This is a genomic window from Actinoplanes sp. NPDC021490, assembly GCF_055562135.1.
This window is the reverse complement of the sequence record NZ_JBVHFW010000003.1, coordinates 306,219-329,509: the sequence shown is the minus strand read 5'-3', so window position 1 is coordinate 329,509 and position 23,291 is coordinate 306,219. Positions and strand designations below refer to the sequence as shown.

Sequence of the window (23,291 nt, the reverse complement as noted above, 5' to 3'; positions counted from 1 at the left end):
TCTGTCACGGGTTTCAGCGGCTCTGTCACGGTTTTCGGCGGCTCTGTCACGGGTTTCGGCGACGCCGGCACGGTTTTCGGCGGCTCGGTCATCGGGCCAGGTTGACCCATACGCCCTTGGTCTCGGTGAACTCGTCCAGCGCGAACGTGCCCATCTCGCGGCCCCACCCGGAGAGGCCGAAGCCGCCCCACGGCGCGCCCGGGTCGATCAGGGGCAGCTGGTTGACGAACACCGTGCCGGCCTGGATGCGGGCGGCGAGCCGGTGCGCCGACGTGAGGTCCTGCGTCCAGACCACCGCGGCCAGACCGAAATCGGTGTTGTTGGCGCGGGCGACGACCTCGTCCTCGTCGTCGTAACTGAAGATCGACAGCACCGGGCCGAAGATCTCCTCACGGGCGATGGTCATGTCGTCCCGTACGCCGGAAAAGACTGTCGGGCTGAAGAAGTAGCCCTCGTCCAGACCCGGGCCGGACGCGCGCCCGCCCCCGGTGATCAGCTGGGCGCCCTGCTCGAGGCCGCCGCTCACATAGCCGGCCACCCGGTCGAGATGCTCCTGCGAGACCAGCGGCCCGAGCACCGTGTCGAACTCCAGACCCGGCCCGATCTTGAGGGTCTGCGCGGCCTTGGCGATCTTCTCGGTGAACTCGTCGGCCCGCTGGGCGTCGACGTAGAAGCGGGTGTACGCGCCGCAGGCCTGCCCGGTGTTGAACAGCGCCCCCTGCAGGTTGCCGGCCACGGCGGCGTCGATGTCGGCGCCGCGGGTGATGATGCTCGGCGCCTTGCCACCCAGCTCGAGGCTGACCCGCTTGAGGTCGGCCGCGGCCGCCGCGGCGATCTGCTGACCGACCTCGGTCGACCCGGTGAACGAGATCTTGTTGACGCCGCGGTGCGCGACCAGGGCCTTGCCGACCTCGGGGCCGCCGGTCAGCACGTTGACGACACCGGCCGGGATACCCGCCTCGAGGCAGAGCGCGCCCAGCTTCAACGTGCTCAGCGGGGTCTGCTCGGCCGGCTTGAGCACCACGGTGTTGCCGGTGGCCAGGGCCGGCGCCAGCTTCCAGGCGGCGATCGCGAACGGGAAGTTCCACGGGGTGATCAGCCCGACGACGCCCAGCGGCTCCCGCCGGGTGTAGTGCAGCGTGTCCGGCACCGACACCGACGACAGCTTGCCCTCGATCTTGGTGGCCCAGCCCGCGTAGTAGCGGAAGACCTGCGCCGCCAGCGTCACGTTGACGTTGGTGGTCAGCGCGATCGGCATGCCCTGGTCGCGCGTCTCCAGCTCGGCCAGCGCGGTCGCGTCCCGCTCGATCAGGTCGGCGACCTTCCAGAGCAGCCGCCCCCGCGCGTCCGGCGTCAGGTCGCGCCAGGCCGGGTCCTCGAACGCGGTCCGGGCCGCGGCCACCGCGGCGTCGACATCGGCCCCGCCGGCCTCGGCGAAATCGGCCAGCTTGGCCCCGCTCGACGGGTCGAAGGTCTCGCTGGTCCGCCCCGACGCCGCCGGAACCCACTCGCCCGCGATCAACAGCTGTTCCGCCACGGTGCCCTCCCTCACCGGCGGCACGCCGACCGTGCCACCGAGGTCCCGATCGTCGGGCGGCCCCCCGGGACGGTCAACGCGATCGGACCGCCCACCGGACCGCCGCGATAGCCGGGCCCCTCACCCGCGGGCCAGGATCGGCGGCATGGGAGCTGTGCTGATCACCGGCGGTACCAGCGGCATCGGACTGGCGGTGGCGGCCGCGCTGGCCGCGCGGAACCGCCCGGTGGCGCTGCTGGGCCGCGACCGTGACCGCTGCGAGGCCGCCCGGGCCGCGCTGGGCGGGGACGTGCCGGTGATCCGGGGCGACACCACGGACGCCGGGGACCTGTCCGCGCTGGTGGCCGAGGCGGAACGCCGGTGGGGCGCGGTCGATGGCCTGGTCACGGCGGCCGGGCGGCTGGCCCGGGGCAGCCTCGAGACGCTCGCCGAGGCCGACTTCCGCGCCGCCTGGGAAACCAACGTCCTGGGCACCTGGCTGGCGATCCGGGCGGTCGCCCCGGGCATGACCGCGCGCGGCCACGGCCGGATCGTCACGATCGGTTCGGTGCTCGGCTCGACCGGCGCTCCCGAGCGCGCCGGATACGCCGCCACCAAGGGCGCGGTCGCGGCCCTGACCCGCTCGCTGGCCCTGGAACTGGCCGGCACCGGCGTCACGGTCAACTGCGTCGCCCCCGGCCCGGTCCGCACCCCGATGAACGCGGCCGCCGCCACCTCCGACGCCGCCGCGCAGGCCGCCTTCACGGCCAAGGTGCCGCTGGGCCGCTGGGGCACCCCGGAGGAGGTCGCCCACGCCGTGATCGCCCTGCTCGACCCGTCGGCCGGCTTCACCACGGGCAGCGTCTGGCACGTGGACGGCGGCTACACCGCCCAGTAGCTCATGTACCGCACACGGCGAAGGCCCCCTCCCCGCGTACGGGAAAGGGGCCTTTGCCGGTGGAACTAGAAGATCAGGTTGAACTGGTTCCAGCCCGTGCCGATCTTGATGTTGGTGGAGGGGTCGATCCAGGAGCCCTTGCCGTTGCCGCGGTACAGGCGGAGCTCGCCGGCGGCGTTGCGGCCGATGACGTCGGTGAAGCCGTCGCCGGTGAAGTCGCCCGGGGAGAAGATCTGGTTGAACTGGTTCCAGCCGGTGCCGACCTCGTCGGGGTCGGTGCCGTTGAGCCAGCCGCCCTTGCCGTTGCCGCGGTAGAGCTTGAGCTCGCCCGCCGAGGTGCGGCCGATCACGTCGGCGAAGCCGTCACCGGTGAAGTCGCCCGGGGAGAAGATCAGGCTGTACTGGTTCCAGCCGGTGCCGATCTTGATGTTGGTCGAGCCGTCGATCCAGCGGCCCTTGCCGTTGCCCCGGTAGAGCAGCAGCTCGCCCGCCGCGTTGCGGGTGATGACGTCGGTGAAGCCGTCGCCGTTGAAGTCGCCGGGGGAGAAGACCGCGGTGAAGCTGTTCCAGCCGACGCCGATCTCATCGGGGTTGCCGCCGTTGATCCAGCCGCCCTTGCCGTTGCTGCGGTACAGCTTGAGCTCGCCGGCGGCGTTGCGGCCGGCCACGTCGAGCGCGCCGTCGCCGGTGAAGTCGCCGACCGGGAACACGTGGTTGTACTGCTGCCAGCCCGAGCCGACCTCGATGTTGGTCGACGGGTCGATCCAGGAGCCCTTGCCGTTGCCGCGGTACAGCTTCAGCTCGCCCGCCGGGTTGCGGCCGATCACGTCGGCCCAGCCGTCGCTGTTGAAGTCGTTGCGCCACGCGTCCAGCGGGTAGTTGACCGGGCCGTGACCGGGGTCGGTGACCTCGACCGGCTCGTCGGTGACCGTCAGGTCGTCGATCAGGCCGCGGAAGCCACCGGCGTTGCGCGGCTGGTCGTAGCCGACGACGACCGTGGTGACCTGCTTGTCGGCCAGGGTGCCGAGCGGCACCACGACCTGGTTCCAGCGGTCGGCGACCAGCTTGCTGCACTGGAACGCCGGGTGCACGCGGACGCCGTTCTGGTCGGTCAGGCCCGAGTCGCGCAGCGTGGTGCCGTCGCTGAACACCAGGTCGACCGAGACGCAGGTGCTGTTGCGGGTCTTGACCTCGGACCGGGCCGCCGTGCTCTGCGGGAAGATCCAGTACGACAGCTTGGTCGACGGCTTCACCGCGATGCGGCTCACCGTCATCGTCTTGAGGTACGCGTACGAGGAAAGGGTGTTGACGTCGGTGCCGGAGTAGACGAGCGCGGACGTCCCGCTGTGGCCGGCGCCGGCCGCCACGGTGACCGTGGGGCTGGTGACGTTGGCGATGCTGCCGCTGACCGGGGTGGTCGGCTGCACGTCGGCCGCCTCGAAACCGGTGGTCACGTCGAGGTCGAACTGCCCGGCCCGGACGAAGTCGTTGAGCTGGGTCGGCGTGCCGGCCAGCGCCTTGGCCGCGTGGTGGGCCAGGTTGAGGTCGCCGTTGGTGGTGGCGGTCGCCTTGATCTGCAGGGCGATGGCGCGGTCGGCCTGGTAGGCCCGCTCGAGCGCGATCGCGATGTCGCGGTCCTTGGCGGCGTGGATGCCGGTCTCGATGAACGTCTTCCACACGGCCGCGTCGTTGCTGCGGGCGGCCGCGATGGCGGCGGCCTGCACCTCGGTGCCGTCGGTGGCGAAGTTCCACACCTCGGTCACGAAGTCGCGGTCGGGCAGGGTGAGCAGCTGCTCGGTGACGGTCAGGCCGATGCGGTTGGCGGCCAGCTTCTTGGCCGCCCGCGACCGTTCGGCGGCCTTCTGGGCCTCGGTCGTGGCGTCGTCGGCGGCGATCCGGTCGTCCACGTCCTGGTGGGCGGCGGCGGCCAGACCGGTCGCGATGAAGGCGGTCCGGTCGGCGTCGGTGCCCTCGCGGGCGGCCCGCGCGGCCGCCTTGACCTTGGGCCACTTGCCGTCGTCGGCGACCTTTTCCCAGATCAGCCGGACGAAGTCGGAGTCGGTGCCGTTGAGCAGGGCGGCGTCGGCCACGACGTCGATGCTGGCCGCGGCCGCGCTGCGGGCCAGGTCGCTCTGCCGCTTGGCCTCGGCCTCCTGCCGCTCGCGGGCGACGTCACGGTCGAACGCGGCGAACACGCCGGTGACGATGAAGTCGTAGGAGGCCTGCTCGGCGGCGTCGGGCGCTTCCTCGTTGGCCGAGAACGCCCGCTCGGCGGCGGCGCGGACCTCGAGGTGGTCGTCGTTGTTCCGGACGTGGTTCCAGATCGCGATGACGAAGTCGCGGTCGGCCAGCTCGATCAGCGCGAAGTCGTCGCCGCGGCCGAACTTGATCGCGACGGCGAGCTTCTGGTTGTACGTGGCCTCGCTCGCGGCGAGCACCGCGTGCACCGGCCTCGGGACAGCGTGGGCCGCGGCCGGGGTGACGACCAGAAAGGTCGCGACGATCCCGGCGGCGAGAAGTTTTCTGGGCAGCATGAAGTTGGCGTTCCCCCGTGGTAGTTCGTTGCGGATCGATTCGACTCGATCCGGGGAGAGGGTAACGGATCGACCAGGGTGACGATGCCCCGCTTGCCCGTACGCCCGAGCCGGCGCGTTCGGGCGAACTGCCGGGAACGCCCGTGCCGCGAGCAATTTCCGATCTGCCGGGACACCGCCGGTCACGGAGTGTTACCTATCGGTTAACTCAGGTAACGGAGTCGTTCACCCTATTGACAGCGTAATCAGACAACACAACACTGTCGTTCACTGACCTGGCAAGTCATCAGACAATTCAGAATCTTGAGAAGCCGCAGGTCGTGGACAACAGGGCGGAAGCCCGATCGCTCGAGCGCGAGCACCGCGCGTTCCGCACGAAAGTGAGCAAGAGCTTTGCTGAACTTCGACGAAGACCGGTTCGTGGCCATCCAGGCGTCCGCCGTGGGTCTGGCCGAGCCGATCGACACCCTCATCGGCCGGTTGGTGAACGAGGGAGCCCGGAACCTCTTCTTCCTCGGCGCCGGCGGCGCGGGCGTCCTCATGCAGCCGGCGGCGCAGCTCATGCACCGCGAGTCGGACTTCCCCACGTTCCTCGAGAACGCGGCCGAGCTGCTGGCCGTGGACTCGAAGAACCTGGGCCCGCAGTCCATCGTCGTCATCCCCTCACTGTCGGGCACGACGAAGGAAGCCCTCGCGATCAGCGACCTGGCCCAGAAGAAGGGCGCCACGGTCGTCGCGCTGACCGGGAACGACGAATCCCCGCTGGCCCGGGCGGCCGATCACAACTTCACCGTCCGGGCCGCCGACGACACCTCGTCGGAGTCCTTCTATCTGCAGTCGCTGCTGATCGCGCTGTCGATCCAGAAGCACCGCGGCGAACGCGACGACTACGCCCAGCTGGTGAGCGAGCTCCGGACGCTGCCCGGCCACCTGCTCGAGGCCAAGCGCGCCTTCGAGGACCGCGCCGCCGAGCTGGCCGCCCGGTTCAAGGACGAGGGCTACCACATCTTCACCGGGGCCGGCCCGTCCTGGACCGAGTCGTGGTACTTCGCCACCTGCATCCTCGAGGAGATGCAGTGGATCCGGACGCGTCCGGTGCACGCCTCGGACTTCTTCCACGGAACGCTGGAGCTCGTCGAGAACGGCGTCAGCGTCTTCCTCCTCAAGGGCGAAGGTCCCACCCGGGAGCTGGCCGAGCGGGTCGAGCGCTTCGTCCCGACCGTGACCGACACGTTCACCGTCATCGACTCGGCCGGCTTCGCGATGCCCGGCGTCAGCCCCGAGGCGCGCGCCCTCGTGAGCCACGTCGTGCACGCCACCGTTCTCGAGCGCCTCAGCGTGCACCTCGAGCAGGTGCGCAACCACCCCCTGACGACCCGCCGGTACTACCGCCGCATCGACTACTGACCAGATAAGGAAACCCCCCATGGTTAATCGGAAGGTCCTCGCCGTCTGCAGTGCGGCGCTCCTCATGGCGGGCCTGGCGGCCTGCTCGTCGGACAGCGGCTCCTCCGCCGCCGGTGGCGACGACAAGAAGGTGTCGGTCTCGCTGATCATCAAGACCCAGGGCACCTCGTTCTTCCAGAAGATGGCCGACGGCGCCACGAAGGCCTCCGAGGATCTCGGGGTGAGCCTGACCGTGGCCGCCGGCAAGGTCGACGGCGACGAGGACACCCAGATCCAGGCCATCGAGAACGCGGTGTCCCGGGGCGACCAGGGCATCCTGATCACCCCGAACGGGCCGGGAGTCTTCGACGCGATCGCCAAGGCGCGGGACGCCGGCGTGAAGGTCATCGCCCTCGACACGGTGCCGGACCCGGCGACGCTGGTCGACACGACCTACGCCACCGACAACTTCGAGGCGGGCCGGCTGGTCGGCGAGTGGACCGCGAAGAAGCTCGACGGCAAGGACGCCACGATCGCCCTTCTCGACCTTTTCGGCGACAAGGTGCTGACCGTCGACTACGACCGTGACCAGGGGTTCCTGACCGGGATGGGCATCGACGTGGCCGACCCCAAGGTCAACGGCGACGAGGCCAAGACCGGCAACTACACCGGCGGCAAGGGCGGCAAGTACACGATCGTGGGCAACCTGCCGACGGAGGGCACCGAGGACGGCGGCCGCACCTCGACCGAGACGCTGCTCAGCAAGAACCCGAACATCAACGTGATCTACGGGATCAACGAGCCGGCCTCGTACGGCGGCTATCAGGCCCTGAAGGCCGCGGGCAAGACCGACGGGCTGATCACGGTGTCGATCGACGGCGCCTGCGACGGCGTGAACTACGTCAAGGACGGCATCCTGCAGGCCACCGCCCAGCAGTACCCGCTCAAGATGGCCGAGCAGGGCGTCAAGGCCATCCACGACCTGGTGGTCAACGGCACGCAGCCGAAGTCGGACGAGGGCAAGAACTTCGTCAGCACCGGGGTCAACCTCGTGACCAGCGACCCGCAGGACGGTGTGACCAGCATCGACCCGACCGAGGGCCTCAAGGACTGCTTCTGACGGCTGACGGGTGGGGGCGCGCGAGTGCCCCCGCCCGGCTCAGTTCTGGAGAATATGGATGACCAACACGGTACCGCCGCCGACCGCGACACCAGATCTGTCCTCGGCCTTCCTCGACCGCTCGACGCCCCTCTCCCGCGTGCGTGATCTGCTGCACCGGTATCCCGCCATCAGCCCCGCCGTCGTCCTCGTCGTCGCGGTGCTGGTGTTCGGCCTGCTCAACGATCGCTTCCTGGCGCCGGCCAACCTGTCCCTGATCACCCAGCAGGTCGCCGTCGTCGGCACCCTGGCGATCGCGCAGACCCTGGTCATCCTGACCGCCGGGATCGACCTCTCGGTCGGCGCGGCCATGATCCTGTCCGCCATGATCATGGCTCAGTCGGCGTCGTCCACGGGTGTCCCCCCGGCGCTCAGCCTGGTGCTCGGGCTCGTCGCCGGCATCGCCGCGGGCAGCCTGAACGGATTCCTCGTGACCCGCCTCAAGCTCCCGCCGTTCATCGTGACGCTGGGAACGCTGAGCATCTTCACCGCCCTGACGCTTCTCTACACCGGCGGCAGCACGATCCGCGGCTCACAGCTCTCCGGCACCCTCACCCTGACCGGCAACACCCTCTCGGTGCTCGGTATCAAGATCAGCATCGGTGTCCTCATCATGCTCGCCCTCTACGTCCTTATCGCGTACGTCCTCAAGGGGACGGCCTGGGGACGCCACGTCTACGCCGTGGGCGACGACAAGGAGGCCGCGCGGCTCTCGGGTGTGCGGGTGAACCGGGTGCTCGCCTCGGTCTACCTCGTCGCCGGGGCGATCATCGCGATCACCGCCTGGATCCAGATCGGGCGGACCAACGCGGCCAGCCCGAACTCCGGCATCGACCTCAACCTGGACTCCATCACCGCGGTCGTGATCGGCGGCACCAGCCTGTTCGGTGGCCGCGGCGTCATCTGGGGCACGCTGCTGGGCGCCCTCATCGTCGGGGTGTTCCGCAACGGCCTGGCGCTGGCCGGCCTCGACGTCCTCTATCAGACCCTGACGGTCGGCATCCTGGTGATCGTGGCCGTGGCCGTCGACCAGTGGATCCGGAAGGCGAAGTCATGACGGTCGAGACAGCCGCCGCCCGGCCCGTCCTCGAGGCCCGGGACCTGGTCAAGACGTACGGGCGGGTGGTCGGCCTGGACGGGGTCGGGCTCCAGCTCTTCCCGGGCGAGATCCTGGCCGTGGTCGGTGACAACGGGGCCGGCAAATCCACCCTGATCAAGTGCCTGACCGGCGCGGAGGTCCCGACCTCGGGCGAGATCTTCGTCGACGGCTCACCGGTCAGCTTCCGGCGTCCTCAGGACGCCCGGGCCGCCGGGCTGGAGACGGTCTACCAGACCCTGGCGGTCTCCCCGGCGCTCGACGTCGCCTCCAATCTCTTCCTCGGGCGGGAGATCCGGCGCAAGGGCTTCGCCGGATCGGTGTTGCGGGCCCTCGACGTCAAGGGCATGCGCGAGCGGGCCCGCGCCGAACTGGCCGAGCTGGGAATCTCGACGCTGCAGGACGTGACCGTGCCGGTCGAGAACCTGTCCGGCGGCCAGCGTCAGGCCGTCGCGGTGGCCCGGGCCGCGGCCTTCGGCTCCAAGGTCGTCGTGCTGGACGAGCCGACCGCGGCGCTCGGCGTGCGCGAGTCCAACCAGGTCCTCCAGCTGATCCGATCCCTGCGCGACCGGGGTACGGCGGTGATCCTGATCAGCCACAACATGCCGCAGGTGTTCGAGGTGGCCGACCGCATCCACATCCAGCGTCTCGGCAAGTGCGCCGGCACCATCACCCCGCAGAGCCACTCGATGACCGAGGCCGTGGCCATTATGACCGGAGCGCAGACCCTGTGAGCGCCGGGCCGCGACCCTGGGTCGCCGTCGTCGGCGACAACTGCGTGGACCGGTACCGGGGCAGCGAGGACCGCGACTACTCCGGGGGCAACGCCTTCAACGTGGCGGTCCAGCTGGCCCGGGCCGGAGTGGCCGTGCGCTACTTCGGGGCGGTGGGCACCGACGACCTGCAGGCGGTCATCCGGTCCGGCCTCGAGGTCAACGGCATCCCCACCGGCGACCTCACCGTGCTCGACGGCCCGACGGCCGTCACCGAGATCAGCGTGGCGGCCAACGGCGACCGCACCTTCGACCGCGAGGACTTCGGCGTGACCGCGGAGTATTTCCCGGCGGAGGCCGAGCTCGACCGGATCGCCGGGGCAAGCTGGGTGCACATCGGCATGCTGCCCGAGGCGACGCGGCTGCGGAAGGCGCTGGCCGGCCGGGTCACGGTCAGCCAGGACTGCGCGGTCGCCTCCGGGCTCACCGACCTCGACGTCGCCTTCCTCTCGGCCGGCGAGACCGGCGACGCCCACGAGGCCGCCGCCGGTCCCGCCGCCGCGGGCGTGGGCGTGGTCGTCGTGACGCGCGGCGCCGAGGGCTCGGCCGGCCTCAGCGAGGGCCGCTGGTACGAGCAGGCGGCCCTGCCCGCGGTCGTCGTCGACACCACCGGCGCCGGGGACAGCTTCATCGCCGGTTTCATCGCGGCCCGCCTGAGTCGCGGATCCGTGCCCGAGGCGCTGGCCAACGGCGCCCGCTTCGCCGCGGCCACATGCGCGTACCGCTCGGGCTGGCCCCACCTGCCCCTGTCCCTCAACGAGGAGTCACGATGAACGACCCCGACGGCACCCTGGCGGCCATCGACGCCTCGATCGCCGCCGGCGCCGGCGATGCCGAACAGCTGCTCGTCGACCTGGTGGCCTGCCGCAGCGTCAACCCGCGGCAGCCCGGGGTCGACGCCGCGGACTACGAGGGAGAGGAGCGACGGGCCAACCAGATCCTGGCCGAGGCGCTGCGCCCCCTGGGCTTCGACATCAACTGGGTCGAGGAGGCCGAGGGCCGCCCGAATCTGGTCGCCGTGCGGCCCGGCCACGGCGGCGGGCGCTCGCTGGCGTTCAACGGGCACATCGACACCGTGGCCCCGCAGCGGGGCCGGTTCGACAACCCCTGGAAGGCGGTCGTCGAGGACGGCTACCTGTACGGGCTCGGCGCCACCGACATGAAGGCCGGGCACGCCGCCATGTGGCTCGCGGGCCAGGCGCTGCGGGACGCCGGGGTCACGCTGGCCGGAGACCTGCACATCCACTCCGTGGTCGGCGAAGAGACGATGAGCCACGAGATCGGCACCACCGCCGTGCTGAACGCCGGTTACACGGTGGACGGCGCCCTGGTGCCCGAGCCCACCTCGCCCGAGCCACGGGTTCTCGACATCTCGAACGTCGCGGCCGGCAACTATCTGTTCTCCCTGACCGTACGGGGGAAATCGGCGCACTGGGCCGCCCGCAACCTCGCCATCCGGGCCGGCGGCTCGGGCGACGCGATCGGCGTCAACGCCATCGACAAGGCGGTCTACGTCTATCAGGCCATGCGCCAGCTGGAGGAGCAGTGGGCCTTCACCAAGGCGCACCCGGCCTTTCCGCCGGGCGCGTTCATCATCCATCCCGGCGTCCTGCGCGCGGACATCGGCGTCGAGGCCGCGCCGTTCTTCCCCGACCGGGCGCGCATCGACTACCTGCTGTCCTTCCCGCCCGGAAACACGTCCGAGCAGATCCGCGACGAGATCGAGCACCACATCCGTACCTCCTCGGAACTCGACCCGTGGCTGCGCGAACACCCGGTCGAGTTCACCTGGACCGACACGTGGCCACCGGCCTACACCGACCCCGACAGCGATTTCGCCCGGCAGATGATGGCCGAGCGGACCCGTCTGGCCGAGGCCGACGCCCGGGTCAACCCGCTGGCCGCGCCGGTCACCGCCGCGGCGCAGTCCGACGCCAACTTCTACGAGGCCATGGGCATCCCGGCTCTGGTGTGCGGTCCCGGCGACGTCCGCCGGGCGCATGCGGCGGACGAGCGCGTACGGCTGGAGAACATCGCCCTGTCGGCGGCCTTCCTGGCCCGCGCCGCGCTGAACTGGTGCGGGAGGTCCGGACGCTGAACGTAAAGTGACCCATGCCTCCATCCCCGTGCCGCGCTCTCCGAGGAGAGAACCTTGACGTCCCCAGCCGGCGCTCGCCCCGCCAAACGCTCCACCATGGCCCCGCAGCTCAAAGAAGACATCCGCCGGCTCATCACGCAGGACGGGATGGGGCCGGGTGATCAGCTGCCCACCGAACCCGAGCTGTCGGAACGGTTCGGCGTCTCCCGCAACAAGATCCGGGAGGCGTTGAAGCTGCTGGAGCAGGACGGCATGGTCACCGCCATTCAGGGGCGGGGCCGGTTCGTGTCGGCCCTGGGGTCGCTGCCGATCGAACGGCCGGTGAACATCTACGAGAGCATCACCGAGCTGCTGCAGGGCCTCGGCTACACGGTCACCAATGTGGTGCTGGGCGTGGAAGAGGCCACCGCGGACGCCCGGGTCGCCCGGGAGCTGCAGCTGAACGAGGGCGACCCGATCATCCGGCTGGTGCGCCTGCGTCTCGGCGACGACCAGCCCATGGTCTTCAGCATCAACATCATCCGCCGGGAGGCGCTGCCCGGCCCGCTGGAGTTCCGCAACTGGGGCGCCTCCATCACCAAGATCCTGGAAGGACACGGGCACTACGTCGTCTCCTCGATCGCCCGGCTGTCCGCCGCGAACCTCCCGGCCGAGCATTCCAAGAACTACGACCTGGCCCAGTACGACCCGTGGCTGCTGGTCGAGGAGACCTGCGTGACCCGCGAGGGCGAGCGGGTGCTGTACGCCATCGACTACCACCGCAGCAGCGAGATCGCCTTCAACGTGGTCCGCCGCCGATAGACCACGCGAGCCGGGCCGGCGGCGCCGCGCGGGCGTCACCGGCCCGGAAGCTCCTGTTCGAGACGGTGATCCTGCCTACCAGGGGAGGACACCATCGCGGTCGGTCGCCGTACCGCTCGGCGTCTTGTCGCCGAGGGTAGCGATCCGCACGACCGCGTCCGTACCGTCCTGCACGCTGTGGCCCACCCCGCCGGTAAATTCCGTAGCCGATTGTCCGGGGTCTACCGCGTTGAACCGGACGTCCGGGATGGTCTTGGCATATTGCATGGTGAGCATGGTGACCGCGACCTTGGACGACCCGTAGGCCGCCAACGGGTACCGAGACTCGACCCGGTTCGGGTCGTGAACCAGCGTGAAAGATCCGACGCCGCTGGTGACGTTGATGACTGACGGCGCCTCGGCGGCCCGCAGCAGCGGCAGGAACGCACGGGTGACCCGCACGGTGCCGAACACATTGGTCTCGTAGACGGGACGCATGTGCTCGACGGTCATATCCTCGGGCGACGTGACATCTCCGAGGATTCCGGCGTTGTTGACAAGAATGTCCAGGTGTCCGGCCTCGGCCCGGATCGTCTCGGCGGCCGCGACGACCGACGCGTCGTCGGTCACGTCGAGCTGCACGAATCGGGCGCCGAGCCGGTCGGCGGCGGCCTGACCCCGCTCGGCGTCCCGGGCGCCGAGCCAGACTGTCTGGCCGGCCTCGATGAGGCGGCGTGCGATTTCGTAGCCGAGTCCCCGGTTGGCACCGGTGATGAGCGTGGTGATCACGTGAATGGGTTCCTTTCGATGGCGACGGGGCCGGTGCTACTGGGCGGGGCGGAACGGGCGCAGCAGGGTGATTCCGTCCTCGATGGAACCGTCGATCAGTTCGAGCATCCGCGGCACGAGTTCCTGCATGCGGGGGGCGCCGAGGTGCGCGTCGAGGTATTCGCGGTTCTCCCAGCGTTCGTAGATGACGAAGGCGCCAGGCTGACCTTCGACCTCGTGGGCCTCGTAGTCGATGTTGCCGGCGTCGTTACGGGAGGGGGTCACGGCGGACGTGATGAAAGCCTTCAGATCGGCTTCCTTCCCGGCCTTGGCCCGGGTCTGCCAGATGACGGTCACGTAGCCGTTGGACGTTGCGGTCATGTTGATGTCCCTTTCCCTGTGGTGCTTTGAGCCTGCGGCCTGCCGACATCCGTAGCCAGGTAAAGACCGTGCTACCCATCCGGCCCAGCCTGGGATCGCCGGTACCAGGCAGAACTCGTGCGCCACAGGCAGAATGAGAGCAATGACCTCCGCACCGCTGTCTCTCGGTGAGCTGCTCCGCAGCCGGCGCGAGCACCTCACGCCCGCCGACGTCGGGCTGGAGTCCTTCGGCCGGCGTCGCACGGCGGGGCTACGGCGCGAAGAGCTCGCGCAGCTGGCCGGCGTAAGCGTCGACTACATAACGCGTCTCGAACAGGGACGCGCCCGCACGCCGTCCCCGCAGATAGTTGCCTCGCTGGCCCGGGCCCTGCAGCTGAGCCGCACCGAGACGGCACTGCTTCACCGCGCCGCCGGCCTGACTCCACCAGCATCGGGAACCGTCTCGCACCACATCCCGGCCGGGGTACAGCGGATGCTCGCCCGCATGTCGGACATGCCGCTGGCTGTGTTCGCCGCCGACTGGACTCAGCTCGCCTCGACGCCGCTCTGGCAGGCGCTGTTCCAGACCCCTTCCGTGGCGGCCGACCCGAACCAGAACCTCCTCGTCCAGGCGTTCATCGACAACAGCATCAGCGAGGTCGCGACCGCCCACGGCGGCCCGGACGCGTTCGAGCGCGCACTGGTCCACGACCTGCGCCGTTCCGCCGCCGACTACCGCGACGATCCCCGGTTCCGGGCGTTCGTCGCCGACCTGCGAACGCGCAGCCCTCGGTTCGCCGCAATGTGGGACGAAGGGCGGGCCGCTGCTCATCAGAGCATGGTGAAGACCGTGCACAACCCGGTGGTGGGTGACATCGTGCTCGACTGCGATGTCGTCGTCGTTCCGGCCTCCGACATCAAGGTCGTCATCTACTCGACGGCACAGCGGGGAACGGACGCGGAGAAGCTCGACTTTCTCCGCGTGAGCGCCGTGCAGGCGATGCACCGAACACTGGGTCCCTGATCACTGCGGCTGCTACCCCAGGCTTGCGCGGCCCAGCCGCCAATAGCCGCGGAAAGTGACGTCGGAGCGGGCCACCCCGCGGTCGTTGACGAGATGCCGGCGTACGCCGGTGGCCAACGCGGATTCGCCCGCCACCCACGCGGAGAACGGGCCCGGGCGCAGCGGCGCGTCCCTCACGGCCGGCAAGGCCAGCGTGCCCGCGCCGGCTCCGTTGCGGGGCAGCCAGTGGATGCCGGGCACATCGGAGCGGATGTCCGCGCTCGTCGGCACCTCGACGTAGGCCACCGCATCGGGGCAACGGTCCAGGATCGCCAGGATGGCGGGCAGCGCGCTCTCGTCGCCCACCAGTAACTGCCACACGGTGTCCGGGCGCGGCGCATAGCCGGCTCCCTGGTCGAGGAAGGCGACGCGCTCGCCCGGCTCGGCCGTGAGGGCCCACGCGCTGCCCGGCCCGTCCCCGTGCACGGCGACCTCGATGTCGAACGCGGCCGTATGGAAACGCCGGATCGTGTACGTCCGGATCCGCGGCCGCTGCCGGCCCGGCTGGAACGTCGTCCGCAGCATCCAGTGCCCGTCGGCCGGCAGCACGACGTCGTCCCGGCCGGAGCCGGCGAAGAACAGGCGGCCCGACTGGTCGTAGCCGGTCCGCTCCAGATGCCTGACGTCGTTTCCGCCCAGGGTGACGCGGACGAAGTGGGGGCTGATCTGTTCCCGGTCCAGGACGGTCAAAGCCAGCATGCGTCTCATGCATCGATCGTCGGCGGCCCACCGGCGGCCGACCACCGGTAAGCTGACTCGCTATGCCGGAAACCCGCCAGACCCCGAGCGGCGGGGGCACCATGCCGCACGGCTATCAGCTGGACGCGCACCGCCACGATCAGGGCCAGCTCGTCTACGCGGCGGCGGGCGCGCTCGCGACCACGACCGAGCGCGGCACGTGGGTCGCGCCGGCCAACCGGATCACGTGGACGCCGCCCGGTTTCGAGCATGGGCACCGGTTCTACGGCGACACCGACGTCCGCATCCTTGCGATCCCGGTCGAGATGTGCGGTGAGATCGTGCCGCACCCCAGCGTGTACGCCGTGAGCCCGCTGCTGCGGGAAGCGTTGCTGGCGCTGACCGATCGGCCCGAGGCGCGGCCCGGCGCCTTCGAGCGGCTTCGCGCGGTGGTGATCGACGAGCTCGTCACCACGCCCGAGCAGTCCCTGCATCTGCCCGAGCCGCGCGACGACCGGCTGCGCAAGGTGACGGATCTGCTGCACGCCGACCCGGGACGGGCCGCCACGCTGGCCGAGCTGGGCCGCGCCGCCGGGGCCGGGGAACGTACGCTCAGCCGCCTTTTCCACGCCGAACTCGGTATGAGCTTTCACCGGTGGCGCACGGTCCTGCGCGTGCATCACGCCCTGGTGCATCTCACCGGTGGCCGGTCGGTCACCGAGACGGCCACGGCGTGCGGCTGGTCCAACCCGTCCAGCTTCATCGAAGCGTTCACCGAGGTCGTCGGTCAGACGCCGGGCCGCTACCAATCCACCGTACGGTAATTGGCGGGTTTTCGGCATCAAGGGTCGTTTTACCGGTGGTGGTCGGGGCTCGCCGGCGGCCAGAGTGGCGACATGGTGAAAACAGACGTGGTGATCGTGGGGGCCGGGGTCGCGGGGCTCACGCTCGGCAATTTCCTGCTGCGTAACGGAATCGGGTGCATCGTCCTCGAGAAGCACCGCCGCGAATACGTCGAGCAGCGGCAGCGGGCAGGCACGATCGACAGCCTCGGCGTGCGCATGTTCCGGGCGTGGGGTCTGGGCGAGGTGATCGAGGGCGACCCGATTCCGGAGGCCGAGGGCGGCTTCTGGATCGACGGCCAGGAAATGCCGGTCGACTTCGACGACGACAGCGACAGCCTGTTCTGCCCGCAGCAGGTGCTCGTCCGCAACCTCACCGACGTGTTCCTGCGTGACGGCGGAGACCTGCGTTTCGAGGCCGGAGGAATCTCGATCGAGGACAACGTCGTCCGCTATGGCGACACCGTCATCGAAGGCCAGTTCATCGCCGGCTGCGACGGCGATCGCGGGGTGACCCGGGCCGCCATTCCGCCCGGAGTTCTCACGAGCTATTCGCACGCGTACGGGTATGCCTGGCTCAGCGTGCTGGCCGCGGTGCCCGCAAAACCGTCCGGAATGGCCATCCACTCCCGGGGCCTGGCCGGGCTGATTCCTCGCGGAGCGACCGCCAGCCGCATCTATCTGCAATGCCCGCCCGGCGACTCGGTCGAGGACTGGCCCGACGATCGCATCTGGACCGAACTGGAGACCCGCTTCGGCACCCCGCTGCCGAAGGGCCCGATCCTCGACAAGCGTCTCGTGCCGTTGCGCAGCGTCGTTCACGAGCCGATGCGGCACCGCAACCTGTTCCTGCTCGGCGACGCCGCCCACATCGTGCCGCCGATGAGCGCCAAGGGCATCCACCTGGCCCTGTACGACGCCGAGGTGTTCGCCCGGGCCGTCATCGAGCACGCCAGGACCGGCGACACGACGTTGCTGGACAACTATTCCGACACGTGCCTGGAGCACATCTGGAACTACCAGGCGTTCGCGTCCTGGATCACCGACCTGATGCACAACGCGGGCGATTCCTCGTACGAGGGCGAGTTCCGCAAGCAGGTGGCCCGGGCCGAGCTGCAGCGCCAGTTCCGCTCACCGGCCGCCAACCGCCTCTTCGCCGAGCTGACCGCGGGCCTGAACTAAGGCCAGGGTGGCCGCGTGCACGCCGGGCGCGGCCGCCACGTAGCCCTCGCCGGCGCGGCACCACGAGCTGCCGCTGCCCCTGCCCCGCCCGCCGATCATCGGCGTCTGGCACCAGCGTTACGACACCGACACGGCACACGCCTGGCTGCGCGACCGCGTCCGCGACGCCGTGGCCGCCGTGGTCCCTCAGGCGTCGTAGCCGGCGATGAACGGGGTGTCCACGCCGAGTTCGCCGACCTTGCGGGCGCCGCCGGGGGAGCCGAGGGGCGTGTCGCGGCCGGGCAGCACGATGGTGAAGAAGTTGCGCTGGTCCTCGACGAATTGGGTGCGCTCCTCGTCGCCCCGGGCCTTGCGGTCGACGAAGATGGCCTCGACCGGGCACTCCACCTCGCACGCGCCGCAGTCGATGCACTCGGCGGCGTTGATGTAGCTCTTGCGGTCGCCGACGTAGATGCAGTCGACCGGGCAGACGTCCATGCAGGCGCGGTCGTTGACGTCGACGCAGTCCTGGCCGATCACGTACGGCATGTTCAGGCTCCTTCGGTGGAGTGGCCGGGGAAGAGGGCGGCCTCGGGGTCGAGCTCGACCGCGGCGTTGTTGACCGCGGTGGCGACCTCGCCGAAGCCGACGGACATCAGCCGCACCTTGCCCGGATATTCGGTGACGTCGCCGGCTGCGAAGACCGCCGTCAGGTTGGTGCGCATGCGCTGGTCGACCACGATCGTGCGGCCGGACAGCTCGAGTCCCCAGCCGGCCAGCGGCCCCAGGTCGGAGATGAAGCCCAGCGCGGCGATCACGCTGCCCGCCTCGAGGACGTCGGAGGAGCCGAGGCGGACGTGCGAGACCCAGTCGTCGCCGATCAGCTCGTCGACCTCGCAGTTGGTGCGGAACGCGACCCCGGCCCGCTCGGCCTCGGCGATCGAGGCGGCGTGGGCGCGGAACCGGGCCCGCCGGTGCACCACGGTGACCGAACGGGCCAGCGGCGCCAGCGCGTTGGCCCAGTCGATCGCGCTGTCGCCGCCGCCGACCACCACCACGTCCCGGCCGGCGTGCGCGCTCAGGTCCGGCACGAAGTAGGACAGCCCGCGGCCCAGGAACTCCTCGCCGGCCGGCAGCGCCCGCGGGGTGAACGTGCCGATCCCGGCGGTCAGCACCACCGCGCCCGCGTCGACCACCGTGCCGTCCGAGAGGGTCAGCTGTGGCCGCCCGGCCTCGTGGCCGATCCCGACCGCCTGCCGCTCCAGCAGGTAGCGCGTGCCGAACGCGTCGGCCTGCGCGGCCAGCCCGTCGACCAACTGGCGGCCGGTGACCGCGGGCAACCCGGCCACGTCCCGCACGACCTTCTCCGGGTACAGCGCGGCGATCTGACCGCCGACCTGCGGCAGCGCGTCGACCAGGACGGTGCTGAGCCCGCGGAAGCCGGCGCAGAACGCGCCGTAGAGGCCGGTCGGTCCGGCCCCGACGATGACCAGATCCGTGTGGACCGTCGTGGTGGGTTCCATGGCCAGGACCGTAGGAAGCGGAGCGGGACGAGCCGAGCGAAACAGACCGCTGAGCGGACCGTGTACCGCTGAGCGGAACGCGTTTCGGTGGGTGGACTCTTCGGCTGGGACCGGGACGAGAACGGTGATTCTCTGCTCCCCATCGAACAGCACGATGGGAGTTGCACCATGGTCGCAGAACCCACCACCGGCGGCACACCGGCGGCGCGTCCTCCGCGAGCCGAACGGCCGCGGCGCCCCTCGCGGCGTGGCCGGCTGCCCGGCCGGCAGGACTGGTCGAGCTGGCCGCACTACCAGCAGGCGGCGGCTGGTTTCCGCGGCTACTGGTATCCGGTGGCGTTCTCGTCGCAGATCACCGGCAAGCCGACCGGCGTGACGCTGCTGGGCGAGCGGATCATGGTGATGCGCGACCGCGGCACCGTGTACGCCCTCAAGGACCGCTGCCCGCACCGCGGCGTTCCGCTGAGCTACGGCAACCAGCAGTTCCCGGGCACGGTCAGCTGCGTCTACCACGGCTGGACGTTCGACCTGAAGACCGGCGACCTGGCCGCGGCCATCACCGACGGCCCGAACTCGCCGATCTGCGGCAAGGTCACCCAGCCCACGTACGAGACGGCCGAGCGGCTCGGCATGGTGTGGCTGTTCGTCGGCGACGGCGAGGACGCCCCGCCGATCGATGAGCAACTGCCCGAGGAGCTGGTCGGCAACGCGGCCGTCGTCGGCGCGCGGATTCAGCCCCGCGAGGGCAACTGGCGGTTCGCGGCCGAGAACGGCTACGACGAGGGGCACGCGAAGTACCTGCACCGTACGGCGTTGTGGCGGCTGTTCAAGGCGATGCCGGTGCACAACGACACCCGGATCGTCAAGCGCGGCCGCTGGATCTACCGGGTGCAGGACGCTCAGTACTGGGATGCCGAGTTCCCCGGCCTGGGCAAGTGGAGCGGCAAGGCCTGGTACAAGATCGACCCGTCGAAGAAGAAGCCGGGCACCAAGGTCAACAGCAACATCGGCAACACCGGTGGCGCGGCCAAGGTCAACGAGGTCATCGCGGCCCAGGAGTTCCCGGGCTTCGCCTCGATCTCGATGCCGGGCGTGCTGCGCATCGCCTACCCGGGCTTCATCCACTACGAGTTCTACGTGCCGGTCGACGCGGACAACCACCTGTACGTCGGCGTCATGGTCAACTTTGCCCAGGGCGCGGCGACGCTGCCGTTCTACGCGAAATACCTGGGCGCGATCCGGTGGCTGTTCCACGGCGAGTTCTCCGGCCAGGACAAGTGGATGGTCGAGGTGACCGACGCCCCGCCGGAGCGCCTCTACCGTCCCGACGAGTCGCTGCTGCAGTGGCGCAAGCTGGCCGAGGACGTCACCGAGGAACGCGTCGAGCGCCTCCAGGAGCAGGGCATCACGGCCGAGCACAGCAAGCCGGAAGTGACGCGCTGATGGGCGGGATCGTGCTGGGTGTCGCGGCCTCGCACTCGACCCTGATGAACACCCACTGGGACAAGGTGGCCGGCCTCGACCGGGCCGAGCGCTTCCGCGACGCCCTGGGGGAAGCCCGCGACGCGATCGCCGAGGCCCGGCCGGACAACGTGGTGATCATCGGCTCCAACCACTTCCGCGGTTTCTGGCTCGACCTGATCCCGTCGTTCACCCTCGGCGTCGACGAGGTGATCGCGGCCGGCGACGGCGGCACCCCCAAGGGCCCGCAGAAGTCGGATCCCGCGTTCGCCCAGGCCCTCGCGGAGGAGCTGGTCGAGCGGGGCACCGAGGTCGCGATCAGCGCCAAGATGACGATCGACCACGGCCAGAGCCACGCCGTGCAATATCTGCTGCGCGACCTCGACGTGCCGATCACCCCGCTGGTCGTCAACGTCTTCGCCACCCCGCTGCCGACCGTGAAGCGCTGCATCGAGCTGGGCGGCAACCTGGCCCGGGCCATCGAGAAGAGCGACAGGCGCGTGGTGGTCGTCGCCTCGGGCGGGTTGAGCCACCAGCTGCCCTGGCCGAGCCGCTGGCAGGACCCGGACGGCGACGACGAGGAGTTCCTGGTCGAGGCGTGGCGCAACGGCCGCGGCGAGTGGGAGAAGTACGACAAGCGCCGTCGCGAGATCATCGTCGGCGCCCGGCCCACCCTGTTCCCCGAGTTCGACGAGGCCTTCCTGGGCCGGCTCGACCGCGGCGAGCTGGACCACTACACCGGCTGGACGACCGCGCGGATCGGCGCGGAGGCCGGCAACGGCGGCCAGGAGATCCGCACCTGGCTCACCATGGCGGCCGCGCTCGGTTTCGCGCCGGGCCGCACCCTGGCCTACAGCCCGATGCCCGAATGGCTGACCGGCATGGGTGTCGGAGTGATCCGTCCGTGAGCGACCTCCTCGAGGAGGTGCTGCGCCGCATCACGCCCGAGCGTCTGCGGGCGGCGGCGGTGGCGGTCACCTCGATCCCCAGCCCGACGGGGGAGGAGCGGCCGCTCGCGGAATGGCTGGCGGCCCAGTTGCGCACGTCGGGCATCGACGGCCAGGTCCAGCGGATCGATGCCGGCCAGGCCAACGCGGTCGGCCGGGTGAGAAGCAGCCGGCGCGGCCAGGACCTCATGCTCTACGCCCCGATCGACACGCTCACGACCGGCGACGCCGCGGAGGACGTCCCGTGGATCGGGCCCGAGCTGCGGCCGGACATGCGGCCGCAGGCGACGGTCGACGGCGATTACGTGCAGGGCCTCGGCGCCGGCAACCCCAAGGGGCACGCCGCGTGCGTGCTGGTAGTGGGCCAGGCGTACGCGGAAGCGGTTGCCGCGACCAGGGCCGGGACCCTGGGTGATCTGGTGCTCGCGTTCGGCGCCGGCGGGATGCCGACCAACGCGCTGGAAAAAGAGGGACGGCAGAACACCGGCCACGGGGTCGGGGCGTCGTTCCTGCTTGAGCGCGGCTGGTACGCCGACCACGCGATCATCGCCAAACCCGGTGACTTCGTGGCCCACGACGAGGTCGGGCTCTGCTGGTTCGAGGTGATGGTCAAAGGCATTCACACGTACGCCGGAAGCCGCCACCGTCTCCCGTACGAGAACCCGATTGTCACCGCGGCCGAGGTGATCACGCGCCTGGAGCGCTGGCTCGCGGACTTCCCGGCCCGCCACCGCACCGCCACGGCCGCGCCGCAGGGCATCATCGGCTCGATCGCCGGCGGCTGGGAACGCATGCTCGCCGTCACCCCCGCCGCCGTCCGGATCCGCCTCGACATCCGCCTTGCGCCCGGTCAGACGCCGCTCGGCGTACGGCGGGAACTTGCGGCCTTTCTCGGTGACGACGCGGATTGCGAGCTGGTGGCCCACATCCCGGCCACCACGACCGATCCGGGCGCCTGGGTGATCACCGAGACGATCCGCGCGTGGGAGGCGGCGTCGGGCCGCGAACACACGCCGATCCCCGACAACAGCGGCGCGACCGACGCCAACATCCTGCGCGCCCGCGGCATCCCCACCGCGCGCGTCGGCATGCCGAAGGCGCCCCTGCCCGGCATCGACTTCGCGCTCGGCATGAACACCGTCCAGGTGACCGAGATGCGGCGGCTCTGCGAGGTGCTCGCGCGCGTCGCGGTCGCGAACTCCGAGGAGGAACGATGAGCAAGGCGCCCGAGGGCAAGTACGCCGACGGCTACCACTACCTGGACATGGGCGCGGGGCTCGACACCGTGTTCCTGCACGGCGGTGGTCCGGGCTGCACGGGCTGGAGCGACTTCGGCCCGGTGGCCGGGCTGTTCGCCGCCGACCGGCGGGTGCTGATCCCCGACATCCTGCAGTACGGCCGGTCCGAGAAGGTGCGCATCACCGGGCCGATGTGGGACTTCCACGCGGCCAGCCAGGTGCGGCTGCTGGACACGCTGGGCGTCGAGCGGGCCGACTTCGTCTGCAACTCCTGGGGTGGCACGATCGCGCTCAACCTGGCCGCGAAATACCCCGATCGCGTACGGTCGCTGGTCGTCACCGGCAGCATGCCGGTCTTCTACGGACCGCTGGCCCCGCTTCCCGAGAACGGCCACCGCGGCCGTACGGCCCGGGACGTCTACTACGGCGGGGAGGGCCCGACCCGCGAGAAGATGCGGCAACTGATCACCCGCCTCGAGTGGTGGGACGGCGGCAAGCTGCCCGACGAGACGCTCGACATGCGCTACGAGCAGAGCCTCGACCCCGAGGAGCGCGCGCTGGCCGCGATGTCGGACTCGCCGCGCGGCGACTGGCAGGACCTCACCGCCGAGCTGGGCCAGGTGCAGGCGCCGACGCTGTTCATGTGGGGCCGCGAGGACGCGTTCCTCACCCCGGACTACCCGATGATGCTGGCCCGCATGGTGCCCAACGGCAATCTGCACGTGATGGACCACGTGTCTCACCACCTGCAGGAGGAGCAGCCCGAGCGCTACCACGCCGTCGTCGCCGCCTTCCTGGCCGACGTCGCTCGTCGAGAAGGAGTTTCCGCACAGTGAAGATCATTTTCTGGTTGACCGGCGCCGGCGTACTCGTCGTTCTCGGCCGGCAGCTCGCCAAGCGCAGCAACACCCAAGTCCACCGCATCAACCAGCCGTAGGAGAGCCCGCTATGAACGACTGCACCGGAGAAAGCGTCAGCGTCCGTAGGGCCAGGAGTGCATGGCAACCGCA

22 protein-coding genes are annotated in these 23,291 nt (G+C 70.3%); 15 read left to right on the top strand and 7 right to left on the bottom strand.

The window, feature by feature from the left end:
• Positions 1-88: 88 nt before the first annotated feature.
• Positions 89-1,537 (bottom strand): aldehyde dehydrogenase family protein, encoded by a 1,449-nt coding sequence (locus ACZ3I4_RS09790; protein WP_465381491.1) that lies wholly within the window; start codon positions 1,535-1,537, stop codon positions 89-91.
• Between the two features lie 145 nt (positions 1,538-1,682).
• Here ACZ3I4_RS09790 and ACZ3I4_RS09785 point away from each other — a divergent pair, with 145 nt between their 5' ends.
• Positions 1,683-2,414 carry an SDR family NAD(P)-dependent oxidoreductase gene (locus ACZ3I4_RS09785; RefSeq protein ID WP_465381490.1) on the top strand — a complete coding sequence of 244 codons (732 nt, stop codon included), beginning with the start codon at positions 1,683-1,685 and terminating at the stop codon, positions 2,412-2,414.
• 65 nt (positions 2,415-2,479) lie between these two features.
• Here ACZ3I4_RS09785 and ACZ3I4_RS09780 read toward each other — a convergent pair whose 3' ends face one another.
• Positions 2,480-4,948 (bottom strand): FG-GAP-like repeat-containing protein, encoded by a 2,469-nt coding sequence (locus ACZ3I4_RS09780; protein ID WP_465381489.1) that lies wholly within the window; start codon positions 4,946-4,948, stop codon positions 2,480-2,482.
• 393 nt (positions 4,949-5,341) lie between these two features.
• Here ACZ3I4_RS09780 and ACZ3I4_RS09775 point away from each other — a divergent pair, with 393 nt between their 5' ends.
• From ACZ3I4_RS09775 to ACZ3I4_RS09745, 7 genes are read left to right on the top strand one after another with little or no spacing between them, the layout of a single operon-like run.
• Complete coding sequence (locus ACZ3I4_RS09775) at positions 5,342-6,355, top strand: SIS domain-containing protein (RefSeq protein ID WP_465381488.1); 1,014 nt, start codon at positions 5,342-5,344, stop codon at positions 6,353-6,355.
• Between the two features lie 19 nt (positions 6,356-6,374).
• Positions 6,375-7,454, top strand: a complete 1,080-nt coding sequence (locus ACZ3I4_RS09770; RefSeq protein ID WP_465381487.1) for a substrate-binding domain-containing protein — start codon at positions 6,375-6,377, stop codon at positions 7,452-7,454.
• 58 nt (positions 7,455-7,512) lie between these two features.
• Positions 7,513-8,550: an ABC transporter permease gene (locus ACZ3I4_RS09765; protein WP_465381486.1), complete on the top strand. Its 1,038-nt coding sequence runs from the start codon at positions 7,513-7,515 to the stop codon at positions 8,548-8,550.
• The gene (locus ACZ3I4_RS09760; protein ID WP_465381485.1) at positions 8,547-9,323 is read left to right on the top strand and encodes an ATP-binding cassette domain-containing protein; all 777 of its coding nucleotides are present in this window, start codon (positions 8,547-8,549) and stop codon (positions 9,321-9,323) included. The genes ACZ3I4_RS09765 and ACZ3I4_RS09760 overlap by 4 nt, the downstream gene beginning before the upstream one ends.
• Positions 9,320-10,135, top strand: a complete 816-nt coding sequence (locus ACZ3I4_RS09755) for a PfkB family carbohydrate kinase (RefSeq protein WP_465381484.1) — start codon at positions 9,320-9,322, stop codon at positions 10,133-10,135. The genes ACZ3I4_RS09760 and ACZ3I4_RS09755 overlap by 4 nt, the downstream gene beginning before the upstream one ends.
• Positions 10,132-11,460, top strand: a complete 1,329-nt coding sequence (locus ACZ3I4_RS09750) for a M20 family metallopeptidase (RefSeq protein ID WP_465381483.1) — start codon at positions 10,132-10,134, stop codon at positions 11,458-11,460. The genes ACZ3I4_RS09755 and ACZ3I4_RS09750 overlap by 4 nt, the downstream gene beginning before the upstream one ends.
• 54 nt (positions 11,461-11,514) lie before the next feature.
• Positions 11,515-12,261, top strand: coding sequence for a GntR family transcriptional regulator (locus ACZ3I4_RS09745; RefSeq protein WP_465381482.1), 747 nt, complete (start codon positions 11,515-11,517; stop codon positions 12,259-12,261).
• Positions 12,262-12,336: 75 nt separating this feature from the next.
• Here ACZ3I4_RS09745 and ACZ3I4_RS09740 read toward each other — a convergent pair whose 3' ends face one another.
• Both ACZ3I4_RS09740 and ACZ3I4_RS09735 read right to left on the bottom strand, forming a co-directional pair.
• Positions 12,337-13,029: an SDR family NAD(P)-dependent oxidoreductase gene (locus tag ACZ3I4_RS09740; protein ID WP_465381481.1), complete on the bottom strand. Its 693-nt coding sequence runs from the start codon at positions 13,027-13,029 to the stop codon at positions 12,337-12,339.
• A 36-nt stretch (positions 13,030-13,065) separates the two neighbouring features.
• Positions 13,066-13,389, bottom strand: coding sequence for a putative quinol monooxygenase (locus ACZ3I4_RS09735; protein WP_465381480.1), 324 nt, complete (start codon positions 13,387-13,389; stop codon positions 13,066-13,068).
• A 142-nt stretch (positions 13,390-13,531) separates the two neighbouring features.
• On the opposite strand from ACZ3I4_RS09735, the gene ACZ3I4_RS09730 reads away from it, so the two are divergent.
• Positions 13,532-14,392, top strand: a complete 861-nt coding sequence (locus tag ACZ3I4_RS09730) for a helix-turn-helix transcriptional regulator (protein ID WP_465381479.1) — start codon at positions 13,532-13,534, stop codon at positions 14,390-14,392.
• Positions 14,393-14,404: 12 nt separating this feature from the next.
• Here the strand turns inward: ACZ3I4_RS09730 and ACZ3I4_RS09725 are convergent, their stop codons facing one another.
• Positions 14,405-15,139 carry a siderophore-interacting protein gene (locus ACZ3I4_RS09725; protein WP_465381478.1) on the bottom strand — a complete coding sequence of 245 codons (735 nt, stop codon included), beginning with the start codon at positions 15,137-15,139 and terminating at the stop codon, positions 14,405-14,407.
• 53 nt (positions 15,140-15,192) lie between these two features.
• Here ACZ3I4_RS09725 and ACZ3I4_RS09720 point away from each other — a divergent pair, with 53 nt between their 5' ends.
• Positions 15,193-15,933 (top strand): helix-turn-helix domain-containing protein, encoded by a 741-nt coding sequence (locus ACZ3I4_RS09720; RefSeq protein WP_465381477.1) that lies wholly within the window; start codon positions 15,193-15,195, stop codon positions 15,931-15,933.
• A 72-nt stretch (positions 15,934-16,005) separates the two neighbouring features.
• Entirely contained in the window at positions 16,006-17,133 is a 1,128-nt protein-coding gene (locus tag ACZ3I4_RS09715) for a 4-hydroxybenzoate 3-monooxygenase (RefSeq protein WP_465381476.1), read from the top strand.
• 186 nt (positions 17,134-17,319) lie between these two features.
• On the opposite strand, the gene fdxA is transcribed toward ACZ3I4_RS09715, so the two are convergent.
• Together fdxA and ACZ3I4_RS09705 are read right to left on the bottom strand one after the other, a co-directional pair.
• Positions 17,320-17,661 carry a ferredoxin gene (fdxA, locus tag ACZ3I4_RS09710; RefSeq protein ID WP_465381475.1) on the bottom strand — a complete coding sequence of 114 codons (342 nt, stop codon included), beginning with the start codon at positions 17,659-17,661 and terminating at the stop codon, positions 17,320-17,322.
• 2 nt (positions 17,662-17,663) lie between these two features.
• Positions 17,664-18,635: an NAD(P)/FAD-dependent oxidoreductase gene (locus ACZ3I4_RS09705; RefSeq protein WP_465381474.1), complete on the bottom strand. Its 972-nt coding sequence runs from the start codon at positions 18,633-18,635 to the stop codon at positions 17,664-17,666.
• Between the two features lie 168 nt (positions 18,636-18,803).
• Between ACZ3I4_RS09705 and ACZ3I4_RS09700 the strand changes: the two genes are divergently transcribed.
• From ACZ3I4_RS09700 to ACZ3I4_RS09685, 4 genes are read left to right on the top strand one after another with little or no spacing between them, the layout of a single operon-like run.
• Positions 18,804-20,078, top strand: coding sequence for an aromatic ring-hydroxylating oxygenase subunit alpha (locus ACZ3I4_RS09700; RefSeq protein ID WP_465381473.1), 1,275 nt, complete (start codon positions 18,804-18,806; stop codon positions 20,076-20,078).
• Complete coding sequence (locus ACZ3I4_RS09695) at positions 20,078-21,004, top strand: DODA-type extradiol aromatic ring-opening family dioxygenase (RefSeq protein WP_465381472.1); 927 nt, start codon at positions 20,078-20,080, stop codon at positions 21,002-21,004. The genes ACZ3I4_RS09700 and ACZ3I4_RS09695 overlap by 1 nt, the downstream gene beginning before the upstream one ends.
• Entirely contained in the window at positions 21,001-22,260 is a 1,260-nt protein-coding gene (locus tag ACZ3I4_RS09690) for a M20 family metallopeptidase (RefSeq protein ID WP_465381471.1), read from the top strand. The genes ACZ3I4_RS09695 and ACZ3I4_RS09690 overlap by 4 nt, the downstream gene beginning before the upstream one ends.
• Positions 22,257-23,117, top strand: a complete 861-nt coding sequence (locus ACZ3I4_RS09685) for an alpha/beta fold hydrolase (RefSeq protein WP_465381470.1) — start codon at positions 22,257-22,259, stop codon at positions 23,115-23,117. Before ACZ3I4_RS09690 ends, ACZ3I4_RS09685 begins: the two co-directional genes overlap by 4 nt.
• Positions 23,118-23,291 lie beyond the last annotated feature (174 nt).